Genomic DNA, 25,246 nt, shown 5'->3' with positions numbered 1-25,246 from the left:
CTTGTGCCCCGCCTTTCATAAGAAGACTACAACATTTCACGCAGAAAGACGAGGCACGGTTTTATTTTATGAACACTTCGCACCTTCGACCGGACATCCACAATCCATATCCAATATTTTCACATTAGACTCCATCGGAATGTCGATCACTTTTTGTCTACGAATGTAATCACTAACCACTTCATAGACTGGACGTATCGCTTTTTTATCAAGGTTTTCACCTACATTCTGCAAGTTTCCTCCCCATGATGAGACCCTATAGGTTTTTTCCATATCAATAGGCTTACCACCGATCATAAAGTCTGAGATACGCTTACCAGATGGAGCAGAGATAGTGATACTGTAACTTGCACCCGTGATTCTACTCATGTCACCACCTTGTTGTAAAAGCGGGTTAGAATTAAATACATTATCTGCTATATCTTCCATCAATTTTGCTATCACTTTACCTTTGAGGTCAAATGTATAAACCTCAGGGTATGTGATCGCTGTCATCTCATAGACATTGTCTTTTAAGATGTCATCACCCGGAAGTACTGTTGTCCCCCATCTATATCCTGGGTTAAAGTTAATATCACACTTCATCTCGTCTTGAATCGCCATACCTATAAGTGAATCAAACGTTGAATAGAATGTATCTCTTTTATAGAGAAGTCCTTTGGTTGTACCTAGTACTTCATTGAGCTCTTCATTGTAAGGTTTATACCATTTTTCAATCAGCTCTTCACCTGCTTTATCTGCAGGGATAAGATTTGAAGCTACAGGGATAAGTTTATAACTGTAACCCGCTACTTTTTTATCTTTGATATCCAGATCAAGTCTAGAGATATATTTACCATGGCTACCAGAGATGATAATCACTGTGTCATTCACAATAATCGGCTCCGGGCTAGGATCATGAGTATGCCCACTTAAGATAAAGTCAACACCTGTCACTTTCTTAGCCAGTTCCTGGTCTACAGAGAATCCATCATGACTCAGTACAACGACTGCGTCTACTTTTTTCTCATTACGAAGTTCATTCACATACTCTTGAAGTGTTTCATGACGTAGTGCAAAACTCCATCCTTCCGTAAACTTTTTAGGGTTTGCCGTAGAAGTGAACGGGAATGACTGACCGATGATACCGATCTTTGCTCCGCCTATCTCCTGGATAGAGTATGGTGGGAAGATCAGCTCTTCAAACTCATCCGAGAATGGATCATTATCGATAACATTTTGAGAGATAAAATCTCCTTTTAACATACCGATAAGTTCTTGCACACGTTCCTTGCCATAGGTAAATTCCCAGTGTCCAACCATCACATCTACACCCAAATAGTTTTGTGCATCGACGATCGCTTCACCGTCAGTTTTAAGTGCAACTGCTGTACCTTGCCATGTATCACCACTGTCTACAAGAATGACGTTTTCTTCGCCTCTCTCTTTTTTGACATGATCAATGATCGGCTTCATATGAGCGATACCACCCATCTTACCGAACTTCTTAGCAAGTTCTGTAAAATCATTATGCGTATCAAAATATGCATCTAATGAACCTGGCTGGATACCATAATATTTTTGAAAACTCTCACCACAGATGAATCCTGGTGTTCCCACCAAATTCTTTGCAGAAATAAGTGTAGATGGCTCTCTCCAATAGAGTGGCTTAAGGTGCGCATGCAAATCACAAATATGTAAAATCGTTGCTTTACCTTTTGCCTTGAAATCTACTATATCTGAAAAACTCAATTTTTTAATACGCTCTTTACCGGCTTCACCGGCAAAAAGATTTGTTCCTCCAGTTGCACCCAGCAAACCTAATGTTGCTGCGATCTGGAGGAAGTCTCGTCTATCTATTTCCATTTTATCCCCTTATCTCTTCAATCCAGGGATGGCCATAGTTTTTTGCTTATCCGCTGCAAGTTTATTTACGTATACTTCCAAAGCATTCATCTCTTTAGATCCTAAAGGAATGACTGCAAGCAATGCATTGTTCATACATCCTTGAAATCTTCTTTGTGTGGTTCTAAGACTTGACTTTGTCATACGGTATGCCGGCCATGTACCAGCAACATTATTCTCACCAAGATCCGGAAGTGGTTGTGTTCGAAGTACTTGTCCAATGATATCTGCACTGTGACAAGAGTTACAAGCAAGTCCTCTTCCTCCTCTTGGTGTCATATATACTTCTTCACCTAATGCATACGCTGCTTTGATGTGTTCATCTGCATTGACATCGATATTGATCACTTCATCATTTGCCAATGATTTCACATAAGCAAGCATAGAGAACATTTTCCCTGATTTGAGTGGTGTTTTCTCTTTACCCTGCTCTACCTGCATTGCTTGCATGACTTGGTCAAGTCCTACAACATTACCAAGCTTTTTGATATATCTTGGGAAACCAGCAACGTATTTTGGCAACTCTTTTTCAGAAATACCTAAAAATTTTGCTAAAGCTGCTTCTCCACCTATCTCTTCTTCAAAAATCTCTCCACCTTCTTCTACAAAGATATCAGCGGGATTATTTTCTAACATTTCTGAATACATAGCTCTATCAGCATCACTCATAGCGAACTGCTCACTGGCACTTACCGTTACAGTCCCCATAGCCGTCAAAAGAGCTAATGGTAATATGACTCTTTTCATTGCTTATCCTTTTGGTTTAAGTTTTTTACTCTTAGAGTTTTTCTCACCCGTATTGTCTGTATAATCAACTGTGATCGTACCTTTACCAGGTACTTTTAGGTTCACTGAAAAATAAGGGTTTGTTGAAACAGTTTCCCACACTTTCATAGTTGTAAATGGCTTACCATCTAATGAGAAAGTAATATTATCTATAAAGTGTGCTGGGATGATCTCTCCAGTTTTTTTATCTTTTTGTAATCCTGTATCCATCGGGTGAATTACAATAAAATCAACCTTTACTGTATCTCCCACCTTAAACTTTTTAGGTTTAATTTTTATCATTGACTTTCTTTCTGCCATCTGTTTTCCTTTATTATAATTATCATACTTTCAAAGAAAGGTCATGCCCTTCTTTCATGCCTCAAGCTAAAAATTTCTATGTTTAAAATATCTCTTTATGAGATCAACCACATCCACCGATTGTTACTTTAACACTTTTCGCTGACTTTATAAATGTACCATTGCTAAGCTCTACCAAGGCAACTACATCTTGTGTTCCACCCAATTTGATTCTTGTTGCAAAATATCCTTTTCCATTTAACGGTGTAAGCATGACATCTGCACATCTTGCATTACCATTTTTGGTACTCAATACATGGATCGCTTTTACATAATTGTTTTCTTCCATAGGATGATCTACATCAACTTTTACAGGTACAACCGCACCATTTTCTGCAATTTCAGGTACTGTTAACTTCACTTTATCACTGTCTGCTACTGCTTTTCCACCTGTGATAGCTGCTACTGCTGCATCATAACTCAATATATTTCCACCCTTTGGTGCTTCTTTTGCAAATAATGCCGAAGGTGTCACTGTCGCTGCTACAGCTGATGCTGCACAGATACTTTTTATAAAATTTCTTCTTTCCATTCTTTAGTTCCTTTTATTTTTTCTTTTTTTCTGATACTACATACGCAGTATAATCACAAATCTCTTGCTCAGTAAAGAGTCCTGTAGTAAGATTCACTGTCATGTGTGTATTTGGATTATCAACTCTAGGATCAGCAATTTTCTGATAGACAAATTGTGCATCTCTTACTTTTGTATCTAGGAACATTTCCTTATACCCTGTAAGACTAGGACCAATGTTTCCTGCACCCTTCGCCCCTTCAATGTCATGACATGCTACACAGTTACCATACTGTTTAGGCTCTTTTTTCACTTTGCCATCTTTACCTTTTTTCTCAACAGTCTTAGCCAAACCTTCTGGTAGTTTTCCCTTTGCTTTTGCACCATTGAGATTATGGAACATAAATTCCCCTCTTGCGATTGCCTTAGCATCTGTAAGATCGCAGCTTTTTGGCATTGTGTACGTTTTAGCCGCTGGGAATAGATCTTTCTCTATTATCTTTGTTGCATCTGGCATATCATATGCTTTTGTCAAATCCACAGCACATAGTGATGCTGAAGCTGATAAAAACAATGTTGCATAAGCAAAACATTTGATCTTTGTATGCATTCATACTCCTTTTTATTTGTTTTCAAGAAGCATCATAACAAAGGAATGTAAAGAAAGTGTAAAAATGTAAATGACCCTGCATAAAATTTAATTATTGATAGATATGTGTGTATATTTTATGGAGTATTAGAAGATATATTTAAAGGTAGTACCCTCTCCAAATTTTGAATCGACCTCTAAAAGAATATCTTCTTCATCGATAATTTTCTTTACGATATTCAATCCTATACCAAAGCCACCTTTGGCTTCATTCTCTCTGTAATATCGTGAAAATATTTTACTCGTATCCTTTATACCGACACCATGATCTTGTACTTCAAATACTATATGGTCATCCACCCTATATACACTGATCTCAACATTACTATTGTCATTGCTGTATTTGATAGCATTCGAGATCGTGTTGTCAACGATACGTTGCAGTTTCGTTTTTGAAAAAGTATGTGTAAGTCCCGAAAGGATATTCGTTTGGAGTTGTATCTGCTTAAGATTTGCTATTTCTTGAAAATAATCTACTCTATTTTGGATAAATTCACCAAAGTCCAAGTCGCTTTTTTTATACTTGACCCTTCCTTCTTTGACAAGATAATCCATATCATTGTAAATCGTCGCAAGTGTTTTGGCAGCAGACTTCATTCGCAACAGATATTTATTTTCACCATATTTACTCGCAAAAAGATCAGAATTGAGGTTAATGATACTTAAAGGCGTATTGATCTCATGCATAGAATCTTTGATGAAGTTATCAAGCTGCGTATTGAGTTTTTCAAAAGGCCTTGAAAAATTTCTAAGCAATAAAAATGAAAATATAAATAGCGCGATCACAATAGCGATCATGACCATAGCAGCAAAAAAGTAAATATTATTGGCCGTATGAATCGTAGAGACCAATAAATAGCTTGCACCGAAATAATAAGCGTTTGGAAGGGGATAAACATAATAGTAACGATTTCTTTTTTGATGAAAACCTTCTGTAAATGACAAAGGTTCAAACTCTAAATTGGAAAATATCACTTCATACTGATCCGTATAGAGTGCTGCTTTATACTCTTTATAGCGTGGGAAATAGTAGACTTGATCTTCGTTTTGATAGTGCTGCATCGAGGTGATGATCTTCTTTGCCTGTGATTCAAGAGAGAGTTTTACTTTTGCCTCATCTATCTGTAAAAGCAGCTGTACATAGACTACCAGCGGTGCTATCAACAGAACAGCCAATATCCCCGTATAGATAAACGCATATTTACGGGCAAAATCATCGGTATTAAAAATCAATACTATACCCTACACCACGCACATTTTTAATAAAATCTTTTTCAAGTTTTTTCCGTAAACTACCTACCTGTACACGAATATTGGCAGGATCTACCCACTCTCCCCATACCTCTTCCCAAAACATTTCACAACTTACCACAGAGCCTCTCTTTTTGATAAGAAGTTCCAGTATCTTTGCCTCTGTTTTAGCAAGTTGTACCGTTTCACCATTAAACGTAAGCTTCATCTTTTTAAGGTCATAGCTATACCCTGATGGTAGTTCTATACTCTCATCGGATGAAGCAAAACATTGTACTTTCATCACCTGCTCTACCCGTAATTTCAGTTCCGCAAGGTCAAAAGGTTTCCGTATATAATCACACGCACCACACTCATACCCCCGGCTAAGATCATCTATATCCGTCAATGAGGTAATGAAGATAGCTGGTGTCACATTGCCATCTTCCCGTAACTCCTCGAGCATTTCAAAACCATTCTTCTCACCAGGTACTTTCACATCCAAAAGCAGTAGATCATAGACATTCTCATAAATCGCATCATACGCTGAATCAGCATCGGTGAAACATTCAACTTCATACCCGCTCTCTTCTAAAAATTCTCTCATACTGAGTGCAAGTATACTTTCATCTTCTAAAATTAGTATTTTCATTTTATCGTCCCTAACTTTTTCTCATTATGCTTATTTTCAACAATGATATCAATAAGCTCATCTTTGCTATAACCATACAGGATACGTTTCGCTTCTACTTCAAGTTCCTTTTTATCTTCTTCATTTAATTTTGGTAAGACTCCTATGAGCTCTTTGTCATAGGCGTTACGGAAACTGTCATGTGGTGTCTGCCAAGCTTCGACCACATTTTTTATATCTTCATCTGAAAACTGCGTGAAGACCGAGACACTTTGATCTGCTTTTTCATGTAGTTCCAGTGTATCCTTTGAGATACATAACAGATAGATACCGATCTGTTTTCCTGCTCCATTGACCATAGGCTCATAGAGATAAAGAATACCATCTTCATATTCATAATTATTGAGCAATAAAGCTTCCCAGTCTATCATTTCTATTTTATCCATGTATTGCTGGTTAAAGTTTTGATTTGAGATCACATATCCGTTTAAGAGAGGGAAATTTCGCATCAATTCCGCATGTTCCAGATATTTCTCATCCATCAGTGCAAAAAGTTCGATACCTTTTTTTCGTAACTTGAGTGTAAAGTCATCGATAAATTTGATCACTTCAAGATAACCAAGCACCTTATCTCCACTGCGCATAGGGATCGTAGCCTTCAGAGTCAGTAATCTACCCGTTTCCATCCCTACTTTTGGACGGCTGTTCTTATCCAGTGAAGCCAGATCCTCCCTGAACCACCAAATGGGCATCCCTTCATATCCTTCATCCCAGCTACGTGCAAAAATGAAAAAATCCGGAGTCAATACCTGGATACGCAGGGTTTTTACATGTGTATATTTTTTAAACCTTTCTGTTATCCTACTGAGTATTCGATACCCTTGAGACTCATTATCTGCTGTCAATGCATTTTTTAGTTCACCATCTTCAGAGAGTGCCAAAGACAATGAGAGAAGATCGGCCATCTCATAGTCAAGTCCTGCTCTAAAATCACTGACTATCTGATCCCCTAGACTTATAAGTCTGTCTTCTTTACTTTGTTGTACAAAGAAAAAAACCGAGATAAAAAGGACCATCAATACACCAAAAGTAATATAGGCTGCTATTTTACTGATGTACTTTGAAGGTGTACATGATTTCATTTTTACACGCATAAAATGGGATCCTATTCCTAACTATTTATATTTTTTTTATATTATAACGCTATCCTATCTTAAACTTACTAAAAGGAACATACATGAAAAAAATTCTCTTGAGCCTACTCTTCACTTTAGGCATATTATACGCACAAGAAGCGCCTGCCAAAGTTGTGTACGATCTGACCACCAAAGATCTGAAGAATTTTGAACTGCGTATTTTAAGTGCCGTGGTATCCAATAAAGCACATTATGAAAGTACCCTACGTGAGCTTGATGTTTCGGTGGTCATTCATGGCGGTGCCTACAAGTTCTTTCTAAAGGAACCTGCAGCAAGTAAATTTAAAGATGACAAAGCCTTACTTTCTAGCTATCAAACGCTTGGAAAACGTATACAAACACTGGCCGACACCTATGAGGTTGAATTTTTGGTATGCGGGGTCGGTTTACGGAAACATGGTCTGGAAAAAAAAGATGTCTATGACTTTGTAAAGGTCATCCCGAATGCATCGATAGGTCTGATCGACAAACAGAATGAGGGGTATGCCTATGTACCTATCAGGGATTAATGAAAAAATTTACAGAGTAAAAGAGAAGGTGGAACCCTTTTCTTCTTCACTCTGAATCTCTAATTCTGTACCATGTAACTCAAGGATACGCTTGACGATAGAAAGCCCCAGCCCCATAGAATTATCCCAGCTATGTGTACCCGAACGATAAAACTTTTTGGTGACTTTGTTAATATCCGAGGAGGAGATACCTAAACCTTTATCTATCACAGATATATGCCCTTTATCTATCGTGACCACGACTTCATCTTTGGAATATTTCAGTGCATTTTCTATCAGATTTTTGAGTACGATCTCCAGAAGTGTACGATCCGCTTCGACCATATGACTACTTCCTTGTAGTACGATCTCTCTTTGAGGGTACTTCTCTTCTAAAGATGTTTTAACTTCCTGTGCCAGAGTATAGAGGTCAAACTGACTTGGATGCAGTGTTGCTTCACCACTCTCAAACTTATTCCACAGTACCAGTCTGCTGAGGAGTGCTTCGATTTTGACACCATTGTTATAGATCTTATTTAAAAATTTTTCCTGCAGTGCGTGAGGGATCTCTTTATCTTCCTCCAATGTCTGTGCGTATCCCATGATGGAAGCGATAGGGTTACGAAACTCATGTGCGATCGCTGAGATCATATCTGCACGCTGACGATTTTTAAGCTTCAGCTTTGCATTATAACGTTGCTTGATCTCTTCACGTTTTTTGGCACTATCAAGTACTTTAATAAGGTTCTGGTTGATATCTTCAAACTCTTGGGTAAAAAAATGTGCTTTGTAGTCTATCTTCTCTGTTTTTTCAAGATTTTCCAAATATTTATTGATAAGCCTGAGTTCATTTTGCATACGTCTAGCCCCACGATTTATGGCATAGATAAATATGGTGAAGCCTGCTATCAAAAGCGCTATAGCTGAAAAAGCAATATCAGTTTCAGGGATAAAAATATACAAAAGCGTACTAAAGAAAAAACCTGTAAAGACGCCCAAGGTGACAAGTCTTGCCATAATATATTCTGTAAAGTGAGGACGTCTGAAGATCATAGATCAAATACCTCATTCTCTTCTTCGAGCACCTTGAGAAAATCTAAAAAATCTTCTGTAGCAAAATAGCCCACAACAGACTCAAACACTTCTTGGTCTGGCTGCATAAAATAAAAACTCGGGATGGCTCCAGTGAAATCCTCAATACGGTTAGCATTTTTCTTATCTGATCTTTGCACTTTTAACAAAATATAAGACTGAAGTTTATCCTGTACCTTTGGATCAGACAAGGCACCTTTTTTTATGTTTTTACACCATTTGCACCGTGTGTCTTCTACCATGATCATGACATTTTTATGCTCTTTTTTGGCACGTTCAAACGCATGATCCATATCGGTTTCCCAACTCAGTTTCTCATAGGCAGGAGGTGTGCCCACTTGTTGATGCACGACCTGGATCGTTTCTTCGCCATATACGTAAGAAAAGAGCAGCCCGATCCATATAATAGCTGTGATGATTCCTTGACTCTTTAACACTGATCTCTACTTTTTTTCTATATCATTGATATAATAGATCATATCCTCTACATCCACATAACCCAGAATTTCATCTGAAATCACCTTGTCTTCATTCATAAAAAAAATCGTAGGGACACCTTTTACTTCCGGCAATTCAGACATCGCAAAAGCATCTTCTCTCATCACCTTGACAGTCACGAACTTTTCTAGCCTCTTCTCTACTGCTTCATCAGCAAGTGTTCGGTGTTTCAGTTTTTTGCACCATCTGCAGTTTTCACCTTCAACCAAGACCATGATATTTTTATGTTCTTTTTTTGCTGTGGCAAATGCTGTCTCCAGATCTTTGCTCCATTCTACAGAAAAGAGTAGACTTGAGAAAAGTAAAACGCCTAATACTATTTTGTTCATTTTGATCCTTCATTAAAATGTTTCACTGTATCTTTAAACACAGCACAAAGTGCTTCAACTTCTTTGATGGATGTTCTTTCATTTGGTGCATGAATGGTGTCATTTATCACACCGAACTCTACAACATCTATGCCATAGGCCCCCATGAATCTAGCATCACTGGTACCACCGGCCGTAGAAAACTTGGTTTCCACTCCCGTGACATTTTTGATACTGGAAGTGAGTCTCTGTACGATCTTTGAATCTCTTTTCGTTACAAATGGGTACGAACCCTGCGTTAATTCCAAACTGTAATCCAAGCCGTCAAAACATTTGTCTATGTGCAGTTTAACCTCTTGTTGTGTAGTTTTAGTGGAGTTACGCACATTAAACATCATTTTTAATGATCCTGGTGTAACATTCGTAACTTCCATTCCTGCACGGATGTCCGTGATCACCATTTTACTTGGTGCAAAATCATCATCCCCTTGGTCCAGGTCTATCCCTGCGATCTTATCTAAAATAGGTGCTATCTGATGGACCGGGTTGATCGCTTTCTCCGGATAGGCAGCATGTCCCTGTTTACCATTCAACGTTAAATATCCATTGATCGAACCTCGTCTTCCTATCTTGATGGCATCACCAAAGACACGTTCACACGTCGGTTCTGCAACGATACAGTAATCGGGTAAAAAATCTATCTCTTTGAGGTGTTCAAGCATCACAGCCGTACCATATTTGCCTTCACCCTCCTCATCAGAGGTAAGCAGTACGGAGAGTGTACCCTCAAAGTGTTCACTCTCTTTACAAGCTTGTACAAAAGCGGCTACACCACTTTTCATATCTTGTGCACCACGGGCATAGATATTGCCCTCTTTGATCACAGGGACAAAAGGATTTGTGTCCCAATTATCTCCCGCAGGCACTACATCTACGTGTCCGGCAAAACAAAGATGTGGTCCCTCTGAGAACTTTTTACTTAACATCAGGTTTTTGACACCCTCTTTGTTCACATAGATCGCCTCATACTCATCAAGGTACTCTTCTATGAATTTTAACGATCCTGCATCATCAGGTGTCAAAGATTCAAAACTCAACAATTTAAGCAATAGGTCAACTACATTCATTCAAACTCATTTATTTATAAATTTTTCTACCATTGAGAGATACTCATCCAAATTTTCAAAACGGTGATTTCCACCATACTGAACGATAACTTTGTGTGTATTATAGAGCGATTGTGCTTTAGCATAATCCAATACTTCATCCCCGCTTTGCAAAAGCAAAAGATAGCTCCCTTTATCCGGGGCTGTTTGCAACATTTTGAGTTGTTCGAGATAGACAGGCTTGAACTCAAATACCTCTTCATCGCAAAAACGCTTTTGCCACCCCGTATAGGCAGCCAAAGTTTCCCATGGCCGGGTCGACGGATTAAGCAGTATGGCTTTCATGCGGTATTTTTCAGCCAAAATAGTTGCATAGTACCCGCCTAAGGATGAACCTACCAAACAATCAATTTTTGTGGACGCTAAGATCTCTTCGAGCAATGCCAGAGCATCGATAGGGGAAGGTGGAAGATCCGGTGCTATGACATTATCTGCACCAAAATAGGATTTAAGGAGTAACGATTTATTCCCTTCTCCGCAAGATGCGAAACCGTGAATATAGAGGATCTTAGACATTTATTGTTCTATTTCTCCATGATAGGTCACAATACCGCCAAAATGGTTCAATACACCTGTATGTCCATGTTGCTGAAATACATGTTGCACCTGTCCGCTTCTACTACCTGTACGGCAGGTAAAGATGACTTTCTTCTCTTTGGTCTCATCAAAGAGCTCTTGTGCCCATTGTTGAAAAGCAGTTGTAGGTTTAAGCATGTCCACACCTTTAATATGGCCCATGTTATACTCCATCTCTTCCCGTACATCGACCAAAAGGAAATCTACTTTCCCTTCATCACGTGCTTCCAATAAAAGCTCTAATTCCTCTGAATTAATATCATCTTTTTCAAGTAACTCTTGCATACTATGCTCTCCTGACTAAAATAATCAAGTATTATAGTCAATCAAAATTATAACTTGCTGTTAAGTTAAAAATATTATTTTCTTAACTATTTGCTTCGCGGTACTCAGGTGTACAAAAGATTTGACAATGGCATATACCATCTTCAGGGAGCTCTTTCTCTATCGCAGGTTTACATGGGCAGATCCTGTCATCGACACTTTTGAATTTACCCGGCTTTGACTCATCTGGTTCAACCATAAAACATGGACAGAATCTTTTTCCGTAAAGTAATTTATGACGTGAAAGCCCCATAATGATCGCTTCATTGACCTCTTCATTACTGTTATAGACCCAGCCTTTACTTTCACAGACTTTATCTGTAAACTCTTTTGTCTTTTCCATTTCTGCTTTAAATTCTTCTGAATTCATATCCAGTTTCTGCATCGTTTATACCCTTTATCTGTTATTTTACCTGTAGTTATATCTTAAACTAAATTAATATATAATAAGAGCCATTATAAAAATTGACCAGAAATAAGGGATATCATGCAAATAGATCACACTGTTTTAGAGAAACTTGAAAAACTTTCACACCTAAGGATCGACGATTCTAAAAAAGAAGCGGTGATCGAACAACTCTCAGGTATCCTCACTTATGTAGATAATCTCAATGAACTGGATACGGAAGCCTTGGATGCTTCTTTCTCAACGCTTGAAGGTGGAACTCCTTTAAGAGCTGATAGTCCTAGAGAAGCCGATGATATTGCAAAAGATATCCTCTCTCATGCACCTCAAGCGAATGATGACTTTTTCATCGTGCCAGCGATCATCGAATAAGTGTAGCACATGTTAAAGATCTATGGTATAAAAAATTGTGACAGTGTCAGAAAAGCGATAAAATATCTGAAATCCCATGAGATAGCCTATGAGTTTATAGATTTCCGTGAAACACCTGTGGGCGAGGAGACTATCGCTTCATGGCTAAAGCATACCGATATCAAAACCCTCTTCAATACCAGAGGCACGACCTACCGCACCTTAAAACTGAAAGAACTTGATCTTTCTGACGAAGAAAAACAACAGTGGCTCGCAAAAGAGAATATGCTCATCAAACGGCCCGTTATTGAGCTTGATAACAAGGTGATAGTTGGGTATAATGAGTCTCAATATCTAAAAACTATACATTAAAAAAGGATAATCATGGCTGCTTTTGATATCAAAAAACTGCTTCAAAGTGTTGTTACACACGGTGCATCGGACCTACACCTCGTAAGTCGTACCGAACCACAGATCAGACTCGACGGTGTACTTAAACCCGTTAATCTACCTGTACTGACAGGGGATGATATCGAGGAGATGTGTTACTCTCTTATCACAGAGAAACAGAAACAACAATTTGAAGAGCATGATGAACTTGACTTCGCACTCTTGCTTCCTGGCATCGGACGGTTCAGGGCAAACTACTATCGTACATTAGGGGACACTGCTGCTGCATTCAGGATCATTCCTATTGATGTGCCTTCTTTGGATGACCTGGGTGCGCCTGAAGTCTATAAAAGTCTTATCAAAAGAGAAAAAGGGCTTATTCTGGTCACCGGACCGACAGGTTCTGGTAAATCAACCACACTGGCAGCGATGCTTAATGAGATCAACCTTCATGAACAAAAACACATTGTTACCGTGGAAGATCCTGTGGAATTTATTCACCAGAATAAAAAATCCGTCTTCTCTCACAGAGGTGTAGGTGAAGATACCTCCTCTTTTGCCACAGCACTCAAATATGCCATGCGTCAAGACCCGGACATCATACTGATCGGGGAGATGAGGGATAAAGAGACTATAGAAGCCGGACTGACTGCCGCTGAAACAGGTCACCTTGTATTTGGTACCCTGCATACTTCTTCAGCACCGGGAACCATTAACCGTATTATCGATGTATTTACAGGGGATGAACAACCACAGATCAGAGCGATGATCGCCTCTTCACTGGTAGCAGTTATCGCACAGGCGCTTCTCCCTAAGCTGGGAGGGGGTCGTGTGGCTGCTTCAGAGATCCTGGTCACAAATCATGCGATCTCAAACCTCATACGTGAAGATAAAGTGCACCAGATCTATTCACAAATGCAATTAGGACAAGGGGATACAGGTATGCAAACGCAAACACAGGCTCTGCTTAAATTCCTCAAAGACGGGAAGATAAGCCGTGATGTTGCTATGCAGTATGCCAACAGACCAGCTGAACTTTCTGGTAAAGTATGATCATCACCAAAACCTCTCTCAAAACATTTTTAGAGAGATATAGATACAATACGCAAAAACTATAAGTAGAAACAGGGGATAAAATGGATTTTTCAATGGAAGGCTTTTCAATGATGGACTTTAACTACTTTGATGTCACGATCTCAGCCATAGTACTGATACTTGGGATCAAAGGTTTTATGCAGGGATTTATCAAAGAAATATTTGGTCTGTTGGGTCTGGTAGGCGGTGTCTACTTTGCCTCTAGACTTTCTGATAAAGCTGCAACATTTATTGATACGAACTTTTTGCCTTTAGAGAATGCATCCCTGTTAAAACTTATCGGTTTCCTCGCTATTTTGATCATTATTTGGGTAAGTGCTACCATCCTTGGTACGATATTTTCTAAACTTACCAGCGAAAGCGGTTTAGGTTTTCTCAATCGTCTTTTTGGTTTCATCGCAGGAGGGGGGAAGTACTTCCTCATTTTTGCATTGATCGTAACTGCGTTATCCAATGTCACACTGATCAAAGATAATTTAGAAAAGTATATCAATGATTCTATACTTTATCCATATCTCAGAGCGACAGGTTCATACCTTATCAACCTTGACACCTCTGATTTGGGGCTGACTGTTTCAGATACAAAAGAAGTCACTGCTCCGGCTGAAACAAATGTTTCAGTGGAGACAAATACTTCAATTGAAACCAATAACACGATAGAAAAACAAGGTTCAGTATGATTGAATACCCTCTCCTTCTAGAAAAGTTCCAGACACTTCTAAAAGAAAACGCTCTGAAGTTCACAAAACAACGAGAGCTTGTTTTAAAGTTTCTTTATGAAAACAATGGACACTTTACGCCTGAGGATATCTATACCTTACTGAAAGAGCAACACCCGGATGTCAATATCGGTATTGCGACTGTCTATCGTACGCTTGCTCTACTTGAAACATCAGAGATCGCCAGCTCCATCTCTTTTGGTGTACAGGGTAAAAAATATGAACTTGGGCTTAAGAAACATCATGATCACCTGATCTGTACAAAGTGTGGTAATATTATAGAATTCTACGACGAGATCATTGAAGAGAGACAAGAAGAGATAGCAAAAAAGTTCAACTTTCAAATGACAGACCATACGATGAAGATCACCGGTCTTTGTGAGAAGTGCCAATAAACAGACGTAACCCGCTCATACAATAATAAATCGTTGGGATTGCTTGAGAAGCAGCTTCCCATCAAAATAGTCCATAGGGCCTGACCCTATAGAGATGTAATAACTAGATCAACAACAGGAGAGAGCTTGATATTTGACAATCAATATATCCAAGAACGAATCAAAAAAACAGAAAAACTCAGAGAAGAAGGGATCAATCCTTACCCGAACCAGATACAAAAAGGAACCCCTTCAATACAGTTTTTAGAAGAGTGTGCTTATATCAAAGAGCAAGAGAGTGATGAGAAAAAAGATGAGAACAAAACCTATTCACTAACAGGACGAATCAAGTTTATTCGTATCATGGGAAAAGCGGCTTTTGCAAAGATAGCAGATGCAGAAGGTTTGGTTCAGATCTATTATAATAGAGATGAACTTCCGGAAGGTTTTTATAACAATGTGGCAAAGAAACTCTTTGAGGTCGGCGATATCATCGAAGCAACTGGATACCCTTTTGTGACACAAACAGGTGAACTCACACTGCATTGTAAAGATATGAAAATCGTTTCTAAAGCGATCTCTCCACTCCCTGAAAAGTTCCATGGACTTCAAGATCAGGAACTTAGATACAGACAACGTTACCTTGACATGATCATGAATCCTGATGTTAAAAAGAACTTTGTCATGAGATCCAAGATCGTTTCCATGGTAAGAAGATTCTTTGAAAATAAAGAGTTCCTGGAAGTAGAAACACCTATGATGCACCCTATTCCTGGCGGTGCAAATGCAAAACCATTTATCACACACCACAATGCGCTGGATGTAGAGCGTTATCTGCGTATTGCACCTGAACTTTACCTCAAACGTCTTATCGTGGGTGGTATGGAAGCGGTTTTTGAGATCAACAGAAACTTTAGAAATGAAGGAATGGACCATACCCATAACCCTGAATTTACGATGATAGAGTTCTACTGGGCCTATAAAACCTATATCGAACTGATGGAGATCACCGAAGAGTTATTTGATTATCTTTTTGATAATCTTGATCTTGAAAGAAAGTTGCCATATGGTGAGGTTGAGATAGACTTTGCGACACCGTTTGCAAAAATACCGTATATCGAGTCGCTTACAAGCATAGGTGGCGTGCCTGCAGAGGTTGCCACAGATAAGGAAAAAGCATTGGCATATCTCCAGGAGCATAATGTCAAAGTGGATCCTAACCTTACATTGGGTTATCTACAGGCTGAACTCTTTGATGAATTTGTTGAGGGAAAACTCATTAACCCTACGTTTATTACAGACTTCCCTGTCGATATCTCGCCACTGGCTAGAAGAAGTGATGAGAACCCAGACATTGCAGAGCGTTTTGAACTATTCATGGCAGGGAAAGAGATCGCCAATGGTTTCTCTGAGCTTAATGACCCTATCGACCAGTATGAGAGATTTAAGGGACAAGTGGATGCCAAAGAGGCAACGGGCGATGACGAAGCCATGCATATGGATACAGACTATGTGAAGGCACTCAGCTACGGTATGACACCAACAGCCGGTGAGGGTATCGGTATCGACAGACTGGTGATGATGCTGACCAACCAACACAGTATCCGAGATGTACTTCTATTCCCAGCGATGAAACCAGAAGTCCCAAGAGAAGAACTTGCACCGATCTGTGCTGTTGAGAACAAATGTAAAAAATGCGGTAATGAAAATATAGATGAACTGAAACCTGCCAAAAAAGGCAAGGGTATGTTCTGTATAGATGTAGCAGCCTGTAAACAAAGAATGCAAGAGAAGCAAAAGTAAAATTTGGATATAAATCCACTAATAAACCTAACAAAGGACACCTTATGAGTTATGCCATAGAAACATTTGACCCAGAGATTTTTGAAGCGATTGAGAATGAGAGAGAAAGACAAACGGATCACTTAGAGATGATCGCCAGTGAGAACTTTACTATTCCTGCTGTAATGGAAGCGATGGGTTCTGTGTTTACGAACAAATATGCTGAAGGATACCCGTATAAAAGATATTATGGTGGATGTGAATTTGCTGATACAGTAGAACAACTTGCCATTGACAGAGCATGTGAACTATTTAACTGTAACTATGCCAATGTTCAACCGCATTCAGGTTCACAGGCAAATGGCGCTGTCTATGCAGCACTACTTAAGGCTGGAGAGAAGATACTCGGAATGGATTTGAGCCACGGTGGTCACTTGACACATGGTTCCAAGCCAAGTTTTTCTGGTAAAAACTACTCTTCTTTCACTTACGGTGTAGAGCTTGACGGTCGTATCAACTATGACAGAGTCCTAGAGATCGCCAAGATCGTACAGCCTAAGATCATCGTATGTGGTGCATCTGCGTATGCAAGAGAGATAGACTTTAAAAAGTTCAGAGAGATCGCTGATGAAGTTGGTGCTATCCTTTTTGCAGATATCGCTCACATTGCAGGTTTGGTCTGTGCAGGTGAACACCCTAGTCCATTCCCGTATGCGGATGTGGTTACTACGACCACACACAAAACACTTGCAGGACCTCGTGGTGGTATGATCATGACAAATGATGAGGATATCGCTAAAAAGATCAATTCAGCGATCTTCCCTGGACTACAGGGGGGTCCACTTGTACATGTAGTAGCTGCAAAAGCGGTTGGATTCAAGCACAACCTCAGTGATGCATGGAAGGTCTATGCAAAACAAGTAAAAGCAAATGCAGCTGTACTTGCCGATGTACTTATGAAAAGAGGGTATGATGTCGTATCAGGCGGTACAGACAACCACCTTGTACTGGTTTCTTTCCTAAACAAGGATTTCTCTGGTAAAGATGCGGATGCGGCACTGGGTGCAGCAGGTATTACCGTGAACAAAAACACTGTCCCTGGTGAGACAAGAAGTCCATTTGTGACTTCAGGCGTACGTATTGGGTCTCCTGCACTTACAAGCAGAGGGATGAAAGAGAAAGAGTTTGAACTTATCGCAAACAAGATTGCTGATGTACTTGACAATATCAATGACACTGCATTGCATGCAACGATCAAAGAAGAGATGAGAGTACTGGCACAAGATTTTGTGATCTATGACAAGCCTATCTACTAAGGTACAACCATAAAAGTTTTTGATTTAGATCTTTTTGATGACCATTATTACATTAAAAGGAATACGATCGTTGAACAGATACAGTTCAGCAATCGTACCTTTTATGCCAAATTTGAACGTATTAATGAACCGCTGACACCACTGCTGTTAGAACAACACCAAAATAGGCAATTTACAATTGCAGCCCCCCTGCTGAAAGAGAACCATACCAACTATCTTGTGATCGAATACAAAGGTGATGAGCACAAAAGGTTTCAGCATCTTATCAAGCACCTCTTTAAGACACTCAATATCACCGACTATCATATCTATCAGGGTAAAGATATTGAACGACTGCAGGTCTTTATAAGAGTAGACCACTTACCATTGGAAGAGGCAGATGCACAACTTCAAAAACTTTCAAATACGCTTAAAGAAAAAATAACGAAAAAATGGAAATGTCTGCCTTCATTGGCACTGCCAGAAGCATACAATATCGTCACACTTCCCTATAATAGACTCTAACATTTAAATAATATATATAAATATGATATAATCAATACAAATTTATATCTGGAGACACTCCCCCTATGCATGATCACAATCTTGATGACTTGATTATCGATAATATCGAACCGAAAAACAGTAAAACCAAAAGCTTTTTAACCATTATCGCATTACTGATCGTTGTATTGATAGTGGCTATTATCCTCACTAAGATCTTACTGAAAACGCCCGATGAGAATAGGCTTGCGTTTGAAGAAGATACCACAGAGTTGATAGCGCCAGAGCTCCAGTTAAAAGAGACCCCTGAGCCAAAAAAGGTAAAAGAAGAGCCATCACTTTCAAACATTGTAGAAAGTAAACCTCAAACACCTTTGGTTGAAACAAAAAAAGAGAGCATTGAACCATCGACCGTAGTGGTCCAAAAAGAACCTGTGCTTTCAAATATAGAGGATCAAGAGATTCAAGCACCTGTTTCTCAAATAGGCAAGGAAAATATGGTTCAAGAGTCTTCAGAAAAAGCAGAAAAAGATGCTGCTGACATAGCCTATTGGAAAAAAATGCAAGAGAAGAGGAAGGCTGAACAATTAGCTTACGAATCCATGAAACAGAGTAAGCCAACCGTAACGATCAAAGAAGAAAAAACAGTCAAGCCTAAAACAATAAAAACACCTACACCGGTAGTTACTTCTGTGAAAAAACCGGTAAAGAGACCTGTAGCTTCCAAGCCTGTCCCTAAAACCGTTTCTACAGGAAGATATTATGTACAAGTGGGGGCCTATAGACAAGAACCAAGTCAACGTTTTATATCGGTCATTCAAAACAATGGGTACAAATATATCATGACAAAACCTAATAGAAGCGGTATCAAAAGATTACTCATAGGTCCTTATAGTGATAAAGAGTCCGTAAAACGTGTTCTCCTTGATGTGAGAGACCGTATACATAAACAAGCTTTTGTAACAACAAGGTAGACAACTATGCACAAAACAATACTTTTTGATCAACTTACTCCTGTTGCACTCTATGGGAAAATAAAAGAGATTTTTCCCAATGAAGTCACCATGCTTTTTGAGAGTGTCGTCAATACCAGTGACGGTAACTTCTCTTTTATCACAGTAGGTGCACAAGAGCGTCTCAGCTATAAAGATAAAACAACTGTCTATACGGATAAAAGCGGTCATAAAAAAACCTTAAAAGAAGACCCCTTTACTTTTTTAAAAACATATTATAAGAGTATTGATCAGGCTGCCTATAAAGAAAAAGCATCAGAACTTGGTTTCTCTTTTGTGGATGGCTTTATAGGTTTTATCGCCTATGATATGGTCAAAGTATTTGAACCTGTGCTCGAAGAGAGTATGGATGCACTGCTCGACCCGCTTGATACACCTGATCTTGATCTGGTACGTCCAAAGATCATCATTGCCTACTCACACAAAAATGCAACACTCACCATACTCCTGAATGATGACTCTATGAAAAAGGGAGTGAGTGCTATCGAAGCTATCTTGACAAACGCATGCACACCAATGTCTCTTAAGCCGGTAGAACTTGAGGGTGAAGGCAGTTTCAGTATCGATGAAGAACGTTTTAAAGCACTGGTTGTAGAGTCTAAAGAGAATATACGTTCCGGCGATATTTTCCAAATACTTTTGGCCAACCGATATACACAAAAAGGAAAAATAGACCCGCTTAGTTTTTACAGAATTCTTCGTTCTAAAAACCCTTCCCCTTATCTTTTCTTGCTGGACTATGAAGATTTCTCTATCTGTGGTTCTTCACCGGAAGTCATGGTACGTCTGACAGACGGTGAGATACTTCTACGTCCGATCGCAGGTACGCGTAAACGGGGTAAAAATAAAGCACGTGACAAAGAGTTGGAGCTTGAGATGCTCAATGATCCTAAAGAGTGTGCAGAGCACCTTATGCTCATAGACCTGGGACGTAATGATGTAGGACGTGTAGCACAGACTGGTACGGTAAAAGTCACAGATATGATGCGTGTAGAGAAGTACTCTCACGTGATGCATATGGTATCGGATGTCGAAGCGATGTTACAAGAGGATAAAGATATGTTTGACCTCTTCGCTGCCACTTTTACAGCGGGAACCATGACAGGTGCCCCTAAAATAGAAGCCATGAAGCTCATCGCACAATATGAAGGGTTAAAACGTGGATTCTACTCTGGTTCTGTAGGATACTTCTCTTTTGATGGGAACATGGATTCAGCCATCGCCATACGTACTTCACTTATCAAACCAGACTCTATCACCCTACAGGCTGGTGCCGGAGTGGTTGCCGATTCAAAACCGGAACTGGAATATCTGGAAGTGAAAAATAAACTAGGTGCACTGCTCTCCACACTCAAAGAGATGGAGACACTCTAAAGATGGGTAAAAACTCCCTATGAAACAGCTCTTTGCCATCTTTGGAAATCCAGTTTCCCACTCCAAATCCCCACTGATGCACAACCTCTCGTTTCAAGGGCTGAAGTTTGACGGATGTTATGCCCGCTATCTACTTGAAGAGGGGAGCAGGCTCAAAGAAACCTTCTTTTCACTTGGCCTCAAAGGTATCAACATCACTGTACCTCATAAAGAGCATGCCTATGCTGCGTGTGATGTACTGGATCCTTTTGCCCAAAAAGTGGGTGCGGTCAATACCATCGTTGAAAAAGAGGGAAAACTCTATGGATACAATACAGATGCTCCAGGTTTTTTAAAAGCCATATCTGAATTCGAAAATGTCAAAACCGTCCTTTTTTTAGGTGCGGGAGGTACAGCCAAGTCTACTTCTATCATCCTCAAAGAAGCTGGCTATGAGGTAACCATTCTTAATCGCAGTGGAGATAGGCTCACCTATTTCAAAGAAAATGGATTTGAAACCTATACCTTTGAGGATTTCCGGCCAAAGCCCTATGACCTAGTGATCAATATGACTTCTGCCGGGCTTGAAGATGATGCACTACCGGCTCCATCTGACATACTTGAAAAAGTGATACCTACCGCAAAAGCCTGTGTAGATGTGATCTATGGGAAAGAGACACCCTTTTTAAAACTTGCAAAAAACCAGAATAAACCGACAAAAGACGGTTCTGATATGCTGCTCTATCAGGGAATCATCGCTTTTGAGTATTTTACAGACCATACTTTTAGCTTTGAAGAGATCAAACCATATATGCAAAAAGCATTTATACTCTAACAAGCCATTTGACTTTAATTAACCTTTAGTCATTAAAATAAGAATATATAGAGACACTATGAGGTAACCATGATAAATATTTTAATGATTGAAGATGATACAGAGTTTGCAGAACTACTCACGGAGTATCTTGCACAATATGATATCAAGGTCACGAACTATGAAGATCCTTATCTTGGTCTGAGTGCCGGTGTGAAGAAATACGACCTACTCATCTTGGACCTTACACTTCCAGGGATGGATGGCCTTGAAGTCTGTAAAGAGGTGGTGGAAAAATATGATATTCCTATTATTATCTCATCCGCACGTTCGGACATCAATGACAAAGTGGAGGGTTTTGCACTGGGTGCCGATGACTACCTGCCTAAACCCTATGACCCCAAAGAGATGTATGCACGTATCACTTCACTGCTTAGACGTTACTCGAAATCAGAACATAACAAAATTGCCACACCTAAAAGTGATTTTGAACTGAAAGGGGATACCATCTATTTTAAAGGAGAAGCACTCTCTTTGACACCTGCTGAATTTGAAGTCCTCTCCCTACTGGTAAAACATCAAGGCATTACACAATCCCGTGAACAGATCATCAATACTTCCAGGGCTATGAGTATGGATTCACAAGGGAAAAGTCTGGATGTCATTATCTCAAAGATACGTACAAAACTGGGTGATAACAAACGTATACAGGCCGTGCGTGGTGTAGGATATAAACTCGTATGATCATCACATCATTACGCAGTAAAATAAGACTGGTATTTTCTGTTACTTTACTTCTGTTGGGTGCACTGTTTATCTTTTCTATCAAATATGACCATGCAATGATAGAAGAGAGGAATATTGCACAAGAACAGGCCATTTCCCATTATCTTTATACCTATTATCTAAAATACGGGAAGATCGATGAAGCCTATCTTGAGGCACAGAATGTGTCACTCATTACAGATAAAGGCATGGTCGTTCAGATAGAACGTTTTTTCAAAGAGAAAGGTGAACTTAAACGTTATGCCGTAGACACCTTCCATTTAAAGCGTATCATCATCATCAACAATGATCGATTTAAACTGATACTTGAAAACAAGAATAAACCACAGTTCCCGATTAAACGTGTCCTCATTTTCTCCACTGTCTTTCTTCTCATTATCTTTTTATATCTGTGGATCATGAAAAGTTTACAACCGCTTTCCGCACTCAAAAGCCAGATCAAGACCTTCTCTAAAGGTAACCTGGATATAGAGTGTAAAAGTGATAAGAAAGATGAGATAGCCGAGGTAGCGAATGAATTTGATCATGCCGTTACCATGATACGTGAACTTCTGCATTCCCGCCAACTCTTTTTACGTGCCATCATGCATGAGCTTAAAACACCTATCGCCAAAGGGCGTCTTGTCAGTGAAATGCTTGAGGATGAGAAAAATAAAGCCCGTATGCACAGTATCTTTGAAAGACTGAACCTTCTTATCGATGAATTTGCAAAGATCGAGCAGATCACTTCCAAGAACTTTGAACTGACGATCAAACCTTACAAGATGAGCGACCTGCTTGAAGCCAGTGAAGATATGCTGATGATAGAGAACCCAAAACGTCTTATCACAACGAACATTGAAAAAGATTATAGTCTATCGGTTGATTTTGAACTTTTCACACTTGTGATCAAGAACCTTCTTGATAACGGTATAAAATACAGTACGGACAAATATATTACCGTGACCATAAATGACAACAAACTGACAATCAGGAATAAAGGTGAAGCGTTGCCAGAGCCGTTAGAAAATTATTTCAAACCTTTCCATGCCTCTAAAAAAGGATTAGGGTTAGGACTCTATATTGTAAAGAGTATTTTGGATATTCATCAAATGGAGTTACACTATCAGCATGAAGATGGAGAAAACATCTTCACACTGGTATAGCCTATTCAGAGTCGTCATCTTTATGTGAAAGCATAAATGCAAGCTCCAAGGCTTGAGATGCATTCAGTCTAGGGTCACACTGGGTATGGTAACGGCTTGCAAGTCCTTCATCCGTAATGGCACACGATGTACTACCTGTACACTCAGTCACATCATTTCCCGTCATCTCCAAGTGTATACCTGCAGCGACAGTACCCATCTCTTTATGAATAGCCACGAACTGTTCTACTTCAGAAAGAATGTTATCAAAATCCCTGGTTTTGAACCCAGTTGAACTCTTTTCAACATTTCCATGCATAGGATCGCAAGACCATACAACATTTTTCCCTTCATCTCTTACACGCTTAAGTAATTTAGGGAAATACTCTCTGATCTTACTGGCACCCATACGTACGATAAGGTTCAATCTTCCCTCTTCGTTATCCGGGTTCAATGCATCAATAAGCTCGATAAGTTCATCTTCTCCCATCGTTGGACCAACTTTACAGCCGATAGGGTTTTTGATCCCTCTAAAGTATTCGATATGTGCTTCATTGAGATCTCTTGTTCTATCACCTATCCATAGCATATGGGCTGAACAGTCATACCATTCACCGGTCTCAGAGTCTTGTCTGGTCAATGCCTCTTCATAGTTAAGAAGCAATGCTTCATGTGATGTATAGAGTGTGGTTTGGTGTAGTTGTGGCATTGTATCACTATTCAGTCCACAGGCTGCCATAAACTTCATTGCATGGTCGATTTTAGTACTGAGCGCATCATAACGCTTTCCAAGCGGATTGTCTCTAATAAACTCAAGGTTCCATTGGTGTACTTTAGTAAGATCTGCCAAACCGCCTCTTGCAAACGCACGCACAAGATTCAGTGTCGCAGCAGACTGATTATAGGCTTTTAGCATATTTTTAGGATTCGGTACCCTTGCTGCTTCAGTAAACTCGATACTATTAATGATATCCCCACGGTAGCTTGGTAACTTAACACCATCAATCTCTTCAAAATCAGAGGATCTCGGTTTTGCAAATTGTCCGGCAATACGTCCTACTTTGACCACTGGCTTACCTGTACCATACATCAAAACCATGTTCATCTGAAGCATCAGCCTAAAAAGATTTTTAATATTTTTTGCATTAAAGTCAGAAAAGCTCTCTGCACAATCTCCGCCTTGGAGTAAAAATGCTTCCCCGCGTCCAGCTTTTGCCAGTTTCTCTTTCAAGTCTCTTGCCTCACCTGCAAAAATAAGTGGTGGATAAGAACTTAATTCAGCTTCTACTTTTTTAAGAAGTTCTTGGTCTTGATATGTTGGTTGTTGCTTTATGGGAAAATTTCTCCAACTGCCTGGTGTCCAACTCATAGTATATCCTTAAAAATAAATTGGACGATTATAGCTAAAAAAAATGAAAAAAAGGAATCAAGTTATTCACAGGGGTGAAAGAAGAGTGAATAACTTTACTTTATGATCAGAATAAGATTTACTTTTTTATAATAAAGGTTACAAAATTTGCCCATTGAAAGATCGTTTCAATACGCCTCAACCCTGCATCCTT

30 protein-coding genes and 1 pseudogene are annotated in these 25,246 nt (G+C 39.4%); 15 read left to right on the top strand and 16 right to left on the bottom strand.

All coding sequences use genetic code 11. The annotated features are described in order from the left end of the window. Nucleotides 1–66 precede the first annotated feature (66 nt). From soxB to PF327_RS08160, 8 genes are all read right to left on the bottom strand, one after another. Nucleotides 67–1,845: a thiosulfohydrolase SoxB gene (soxB, locus tag PF327_RS08195; RefSeq protein ID WP_289402100.1), complete on the bottom strand. Its 1,779-nt coding sequence runs from the start codon at nt 1,843–1,845 to the stop codon at nt 67–69. A 9-nt stretch (nt 1,846–1,854) separates the two neighbouring features. Next, the gene (gene soxA / locus PF327_RS08190; RefSeq protein WP_289402099.1) at nt 1,855–2,631 is read right to left on the bottom strand and encodes a sulfur oxidation c-type cytochrome SoxA; all 777 of its coding nucleotides are present in this window, start codon (nt 2,629–2,631) and stop codon (nt 1,855–1,857) included. Nucleotides 2,632–2,634: 3 nt separating this feature from the next. Beyond that, nucleotides 2,635–2,970 carry a thiosulfate oxidation carrier complex protein SoxZ gene (gene soxZ / locus PF327_RS08185; protein ID WP_008245280.1) on the bottom strand — a complete coding sequence of 112 codons (336 nt, stop codon included), beginning with the start codon at nt 2,968–2,970 and terminating at the stop codon, nt 2,635–2,637. A gap of 103 nt (nt 2,971–3,073) precedes the next feature. After that, nucleotides 3,074–3,541: a thiosulfate oxidation carrier protein SoxY gene (soxY, locus tag PF327_RS08180; RefSeq protein WP_289402097.1), complete on the bottom strand. Its 468-nt coding sequence runs from the start codon at nt 3,539–3,541 to the stop codon at nt 3,074–3,076. Between the two features lie 13 nt (nt 3,542–3,554). Beyond that, complete coding sequence (gene soxX, locus PF327_RS08175) at nt 3,555–4,130, bottom strand: sulfur oxidation c-type cytochrome SoxX (protein ID WP_008245283.1); 576 nt, start codon at nt 4,128–4,130, stop codon at nt 3,555–3,557. 126 nt (nt 4,131–4,256) lie between these two features. Further along, nucleotides 4,257–5,402 (bottom strand): sensor histidine kinase, encoded by a 1,146-nt coding sequence (locus PF327_RS08170; RefSeq protein ID WP_289402095.1) that lies wholly within the window; start codon nt 5,400–5,402, stop codon nt 4,257–4,259. Beyond that, a complete protein-coding gene (locus PF327_RS08165) occupies nt 5,392–6,051 on the bottom strand; it encodes a response regulator transcription factor (RefSeq protein ID WP_289402094.1) in 660 nt (219 codons plus the stop codon). The genes PF327_RS08170 and PF327_RS08165 overlap by 11 nt, the downstream gene beginning before the upstream one ends. After that, the gene (locus tag PF327_RS08160; RefSeq protein WP_289402093.1) at nt 6,048–7,184 is read right to left on the bottom strand and encodes a hypothetical protein; all 1,137 of its coding nucleotides are present in this window, start codon (nt 7,182–7,184) and stop codon (nt 6,048–6,050) included. The genes PF327_RS08165 and PF327_RS08160 overlap by 4 nt, the downstream gene beginning before the upstream one ends. Nucleotides 7,185–7,267: 83 nt before the next feature. Between PF327_RS08160 and PF327_RS08155 the strand changes: the two genes are divergently transcribed. After that, nucleotides 7,268–7,735, top strand: a complete 468-nt coding sequence (locus tag PF327_RS08155; protein WP_289402092.1) for a DsrE family protein — start codon at nt 7,268–7,270, stop codon at nt 7,733–7,735. 9 nt (nt 7,736–7,744) lie between these two features. On the opposite strand, the gene PF327_RS08150 is transcribed toward PF327_RS08155, so the two are convergent. From PF327_RS08150 to PF327_RS08120, 7 genes are all read right to left on the bottom strand, one after another. Next, nucleotides 7,745–8,767 carry a sensor histidine kinase gene (locus tag PF327_RS08150; protein ID WP_289402091.1) on the bottom strand — a complete coding sequence of 341 codons (1,023 nt, stop codon included), beginning with the start codon at nt 8,765–8,767 and terminating at the stop codon, nt 7,745–7,747. Then, nucleotides 8,764–9,243, bottom strand: coding sequence for a thioredoxin fold domain-containing protein (locus PF327_RS08145; RefSeq protein WP_008245294.1), 480 nt, complete (start codon nt 9,241–9,243; stop codon nt 8,764–8,766). Before PF327_RS08145 ends, PF327_RS08150 begins: the two co-directional genes overlap by 4 nt. Nucleotides 9,244–9,249: 6 nt before the next feature. Continuing rightward, nucleotides 9,250–9,633, bottom strand: coding sequence for a thioredoxin family protein (locus PF327_RS08140; protein WP_289402090.1), 384 nt, complete (start codon nt 9,631–9,633; stop codon nt 9,250–9,252). After that, nucleotides 9,630–10,739: a succinyl-diaminopimelate desuccinylase gene (dapE, locus tag PF327_RS08135; RefSeq protein ID WP_289402089.1), complete on the bottom strand. Its 1,110-nt coding sequence runs from the start codon at nt 10,737–10,739 to the stop codon at nt 9,630–9,632. The genes PF327_RS08140 and dapE overlap by 4 nt, the downstream gene beginning before the upstream one ends. A gap of 6 nt (nt 10,740–10,745) precedes the next feature. Continuing rightward, nucleotides 10,746–11,294: a YqiA/YcfP family alpha/beta fold hydrolase gene (locus PF327_RS08130; RefSeq protein ID WP_289402087.1), complete on the bottom strand. Its 549-nt coding sequence runs from the start codon at nt 11,292–11,294 to the stop codon at nt 10,746–10,748. Then, nucleotides 11,295–11,639, bottom strand: coding sequence for a rhodanese-like domain-containing protein (locus tag PF327_RS08125; protein ID WP_008245301.1), 345 nt, complete (start codon nt 11,637–11,639; stop codon nt 11,295–11,297). 82 nt (nt 11,640–11,721) lie between these two features. Beyond that, on the bottom strand, nt 11,722–12,063 hold the full coding sequence (locus PF327_RS08120; protein ID WP_289402085.1) for a ferredoxin-thioredoxin reductase catalytic domain-containing protein: 342 nt from the start codon (nt 12,061–12,063) through the stop codon (nt 11,722–11,724). 102 nt (nt 12,064–12,165) lie between these two features. On the opposite strand from PF327_RS08120, the gene gatC reads away from it, so the two are divergent. The 14 genes and pseudogenes from gatC (at nt 12,166) to PF327_RS08055 (ending at nt 23,705) form a co-directional block, all read left to right on the top strand. Next, nucleotides 12,166–12,456, top strand: a complete 291-nt coding sequence (gatC, locus tag PF327_RS08115) for an Asp-tRNA(Asn)/Glu-tRNA(Gln) amidotransferase subunit GatC (RefSeq protein WP_008245310.1) — start codon at nt 12,166–12,168, stop codon at nt 12,454–12,456. Nucleotides 12,457–12,465: 9 nt separating this feature from the next. Then, nucleotides 12,466–12,807, top strand: a complete 342-nt coding sequence (locus tag PF327_RS08110) for an arsenate reductase family protein (protein WP_008245318.1) — start codon at nt 12,466–12,468, stop codon at nt 12,805–12,807. Between the two features lie 12 nt (nt 12,808–12,819). After that, the gene (locus PF327_RS08105; protein WP_008245319.1) at nt 12,820–13,878 is read left to right on the top strand and encodes a type IV pilus twitching motility protein PilT; all 1,059 of its coding nucleotides are present in this window, start codon (nt 12,820–12,822) and stop codon (nt 13,876–13,878) included. An 83-nt stretch (nt 13,879–13,961) separates the two neighbouring features. After that, complete coding sequence (locus tag PF327_RS08100; RefSeq protein WP_238536377.1) at nt 13,962–14,600, top strand: CvpA family protein; 639 nt, start codon at nt 13,962–13,964, stop codon at nt 14,598–14,600. Continuing rightward, nucleotides 14,597–15,034 (top strand): Fur family transcriptional regulator, encoded by a 438-nt coding sequence (locus PF327_RS08095; protein WP_008245321.1) that lies wholly within the window; start codon nt 14,597–14,599, stop codon nt 15,032–15,034. Before PF327_RS08100 ends, PF327_RS08095 begins: the two co-directional genes overlap by 4 nt. Nucleotides 15,035–15,160: 126 nt before the next feature. After that, nucleotides 15,161–16,816, top strand: coding sequence for a lysine--tRNA ligase (gene lysS / locus PF327_RS08090; RefSeq protein ID WP_289402081.1), 1,656 nt, complete (start codon nt 15,161–15,163; stop codon nt 16,814–16,816). 44 nt (nt 16,817–16,860) lie between these two features. Continuing rightward, entirely contained in the window at nt 16,861–18,111 is a 1,251-nt protein-coding gene (locus tag PF327_RS08085) for a serine hydroxymethyltransferase (RefSeq protein WP_008245323.1), read from the top strand. Between the two features lie 9 nt (nt 18,112–18,120). Next, nucleotides 18,121–18,303 (top strand): annotated as a pseudogene (locus PF327_RS11475) (DUF1882 domain-containing protein); the annotation flags it as partial. A 27-nt stretch (nt 18,304–18,330) separates the two neighbouring features. Continuing rightward, nucleotides 18,331–18,615 carry a hypothetical protein gene (locus PF327_RS08080; RefSeq protein ID WP_008245326.1) on the top strand — a complete coding sequence of 95 codons (285 nt, stop codon included), beginning with the start codon at nt 18,331–18,333 and terminating at the stop codon, nt 18,613–18,615. Nucleotides 18,616–18,680: 65 nt separating this feature from the next. Next, complete coding sequence (locus PF327_RS08075) at nt 18,681–19,568, top strand: SPOR domain-containing protein (RefSeq protein WP_289402079.1); 888 nt, start codon at nt 18,681–18,683, stop codon at nt 19,566–19,568. Between the two features lie 6 nt (nt 19,569–19,574). Next, nucleotides 19,575–20,981 (top strand): anthranilate synthase component I family protein, encoded by a 1,407-nt coding sequence (locus PF327_RS08070; RefSeq protein ID WP_289402078.1) that lies wholly within the window; start codon nt 19,575–19,577, stop codon nt 20,979–20,981. Between the two features lie 19 nt (nt 20,982–21,000). Beyond that, nucleotides 21,001–21,795, top strand: coding sequence for a shikimate dehydrogenase (locus tag PF327_RS08065; protein ID WP_289402077.1), 795 nt, complete (start codon nt 21,001–21,003; stop codon nt 21,793–21,795). Nucleotides 21,796–21,864: 69 nt separating this feature from the next. Continuing rightward, nucleotides 21,865–22,518, top strand: a complete 654-nt coding sequence (locus PF327_RS08060) for a response regulator transcription factor (RefSeq protein ID WP_008245340.1) — start codon at nt 21,865–21,867, stop codon at nt 22,516–22,518. Further along, entirely contained in the window at nt 22,515–23,705 is a 1,191-nt protein-coding gene (locus PF327_RS08055) for an ArsS family sensor histidine kinase (RefSeq protein WP_008245341.1), read from the top strand. The genes PF327_RS08060 and PF327_RS08055 overlap by 4 nt, the downstream gene beginning before the upstream one ends. Nucleotide 23,706: 1 nt before the next feature. Here PF327_RS08055 and PF327_RS08050 read toward each other — a convergent pair whose 3' ends face one another. Further along, nucleotides 23,707–25,053, bottom strand: coding sequence for a class II 3-deoxy-7-phosphoheptulonate synthase (locus PF327_RS08050; protein ID WP_008245342.1), 1,347 nt, complete (start codon nt 25,051–25,053; stop codon nt 23,707–23,709). Nucleotides 25,054–25,246 lie beyond the last annotated feature (193 nt).

This window comes from Sulfurovum xiamenensis (assembly GCF_030347995.1).
GTDB classification, from domain to species: domain Bacteria; phylum Campylobacterota; class Campylobacteria; order Campylobacterales; family Sulfurovaceae; genus Sulfurovum; species Sulfurovum xiamenensis.
This window is presented reverse-complemented; position numbering and strand designations above follow the sequence as displayed.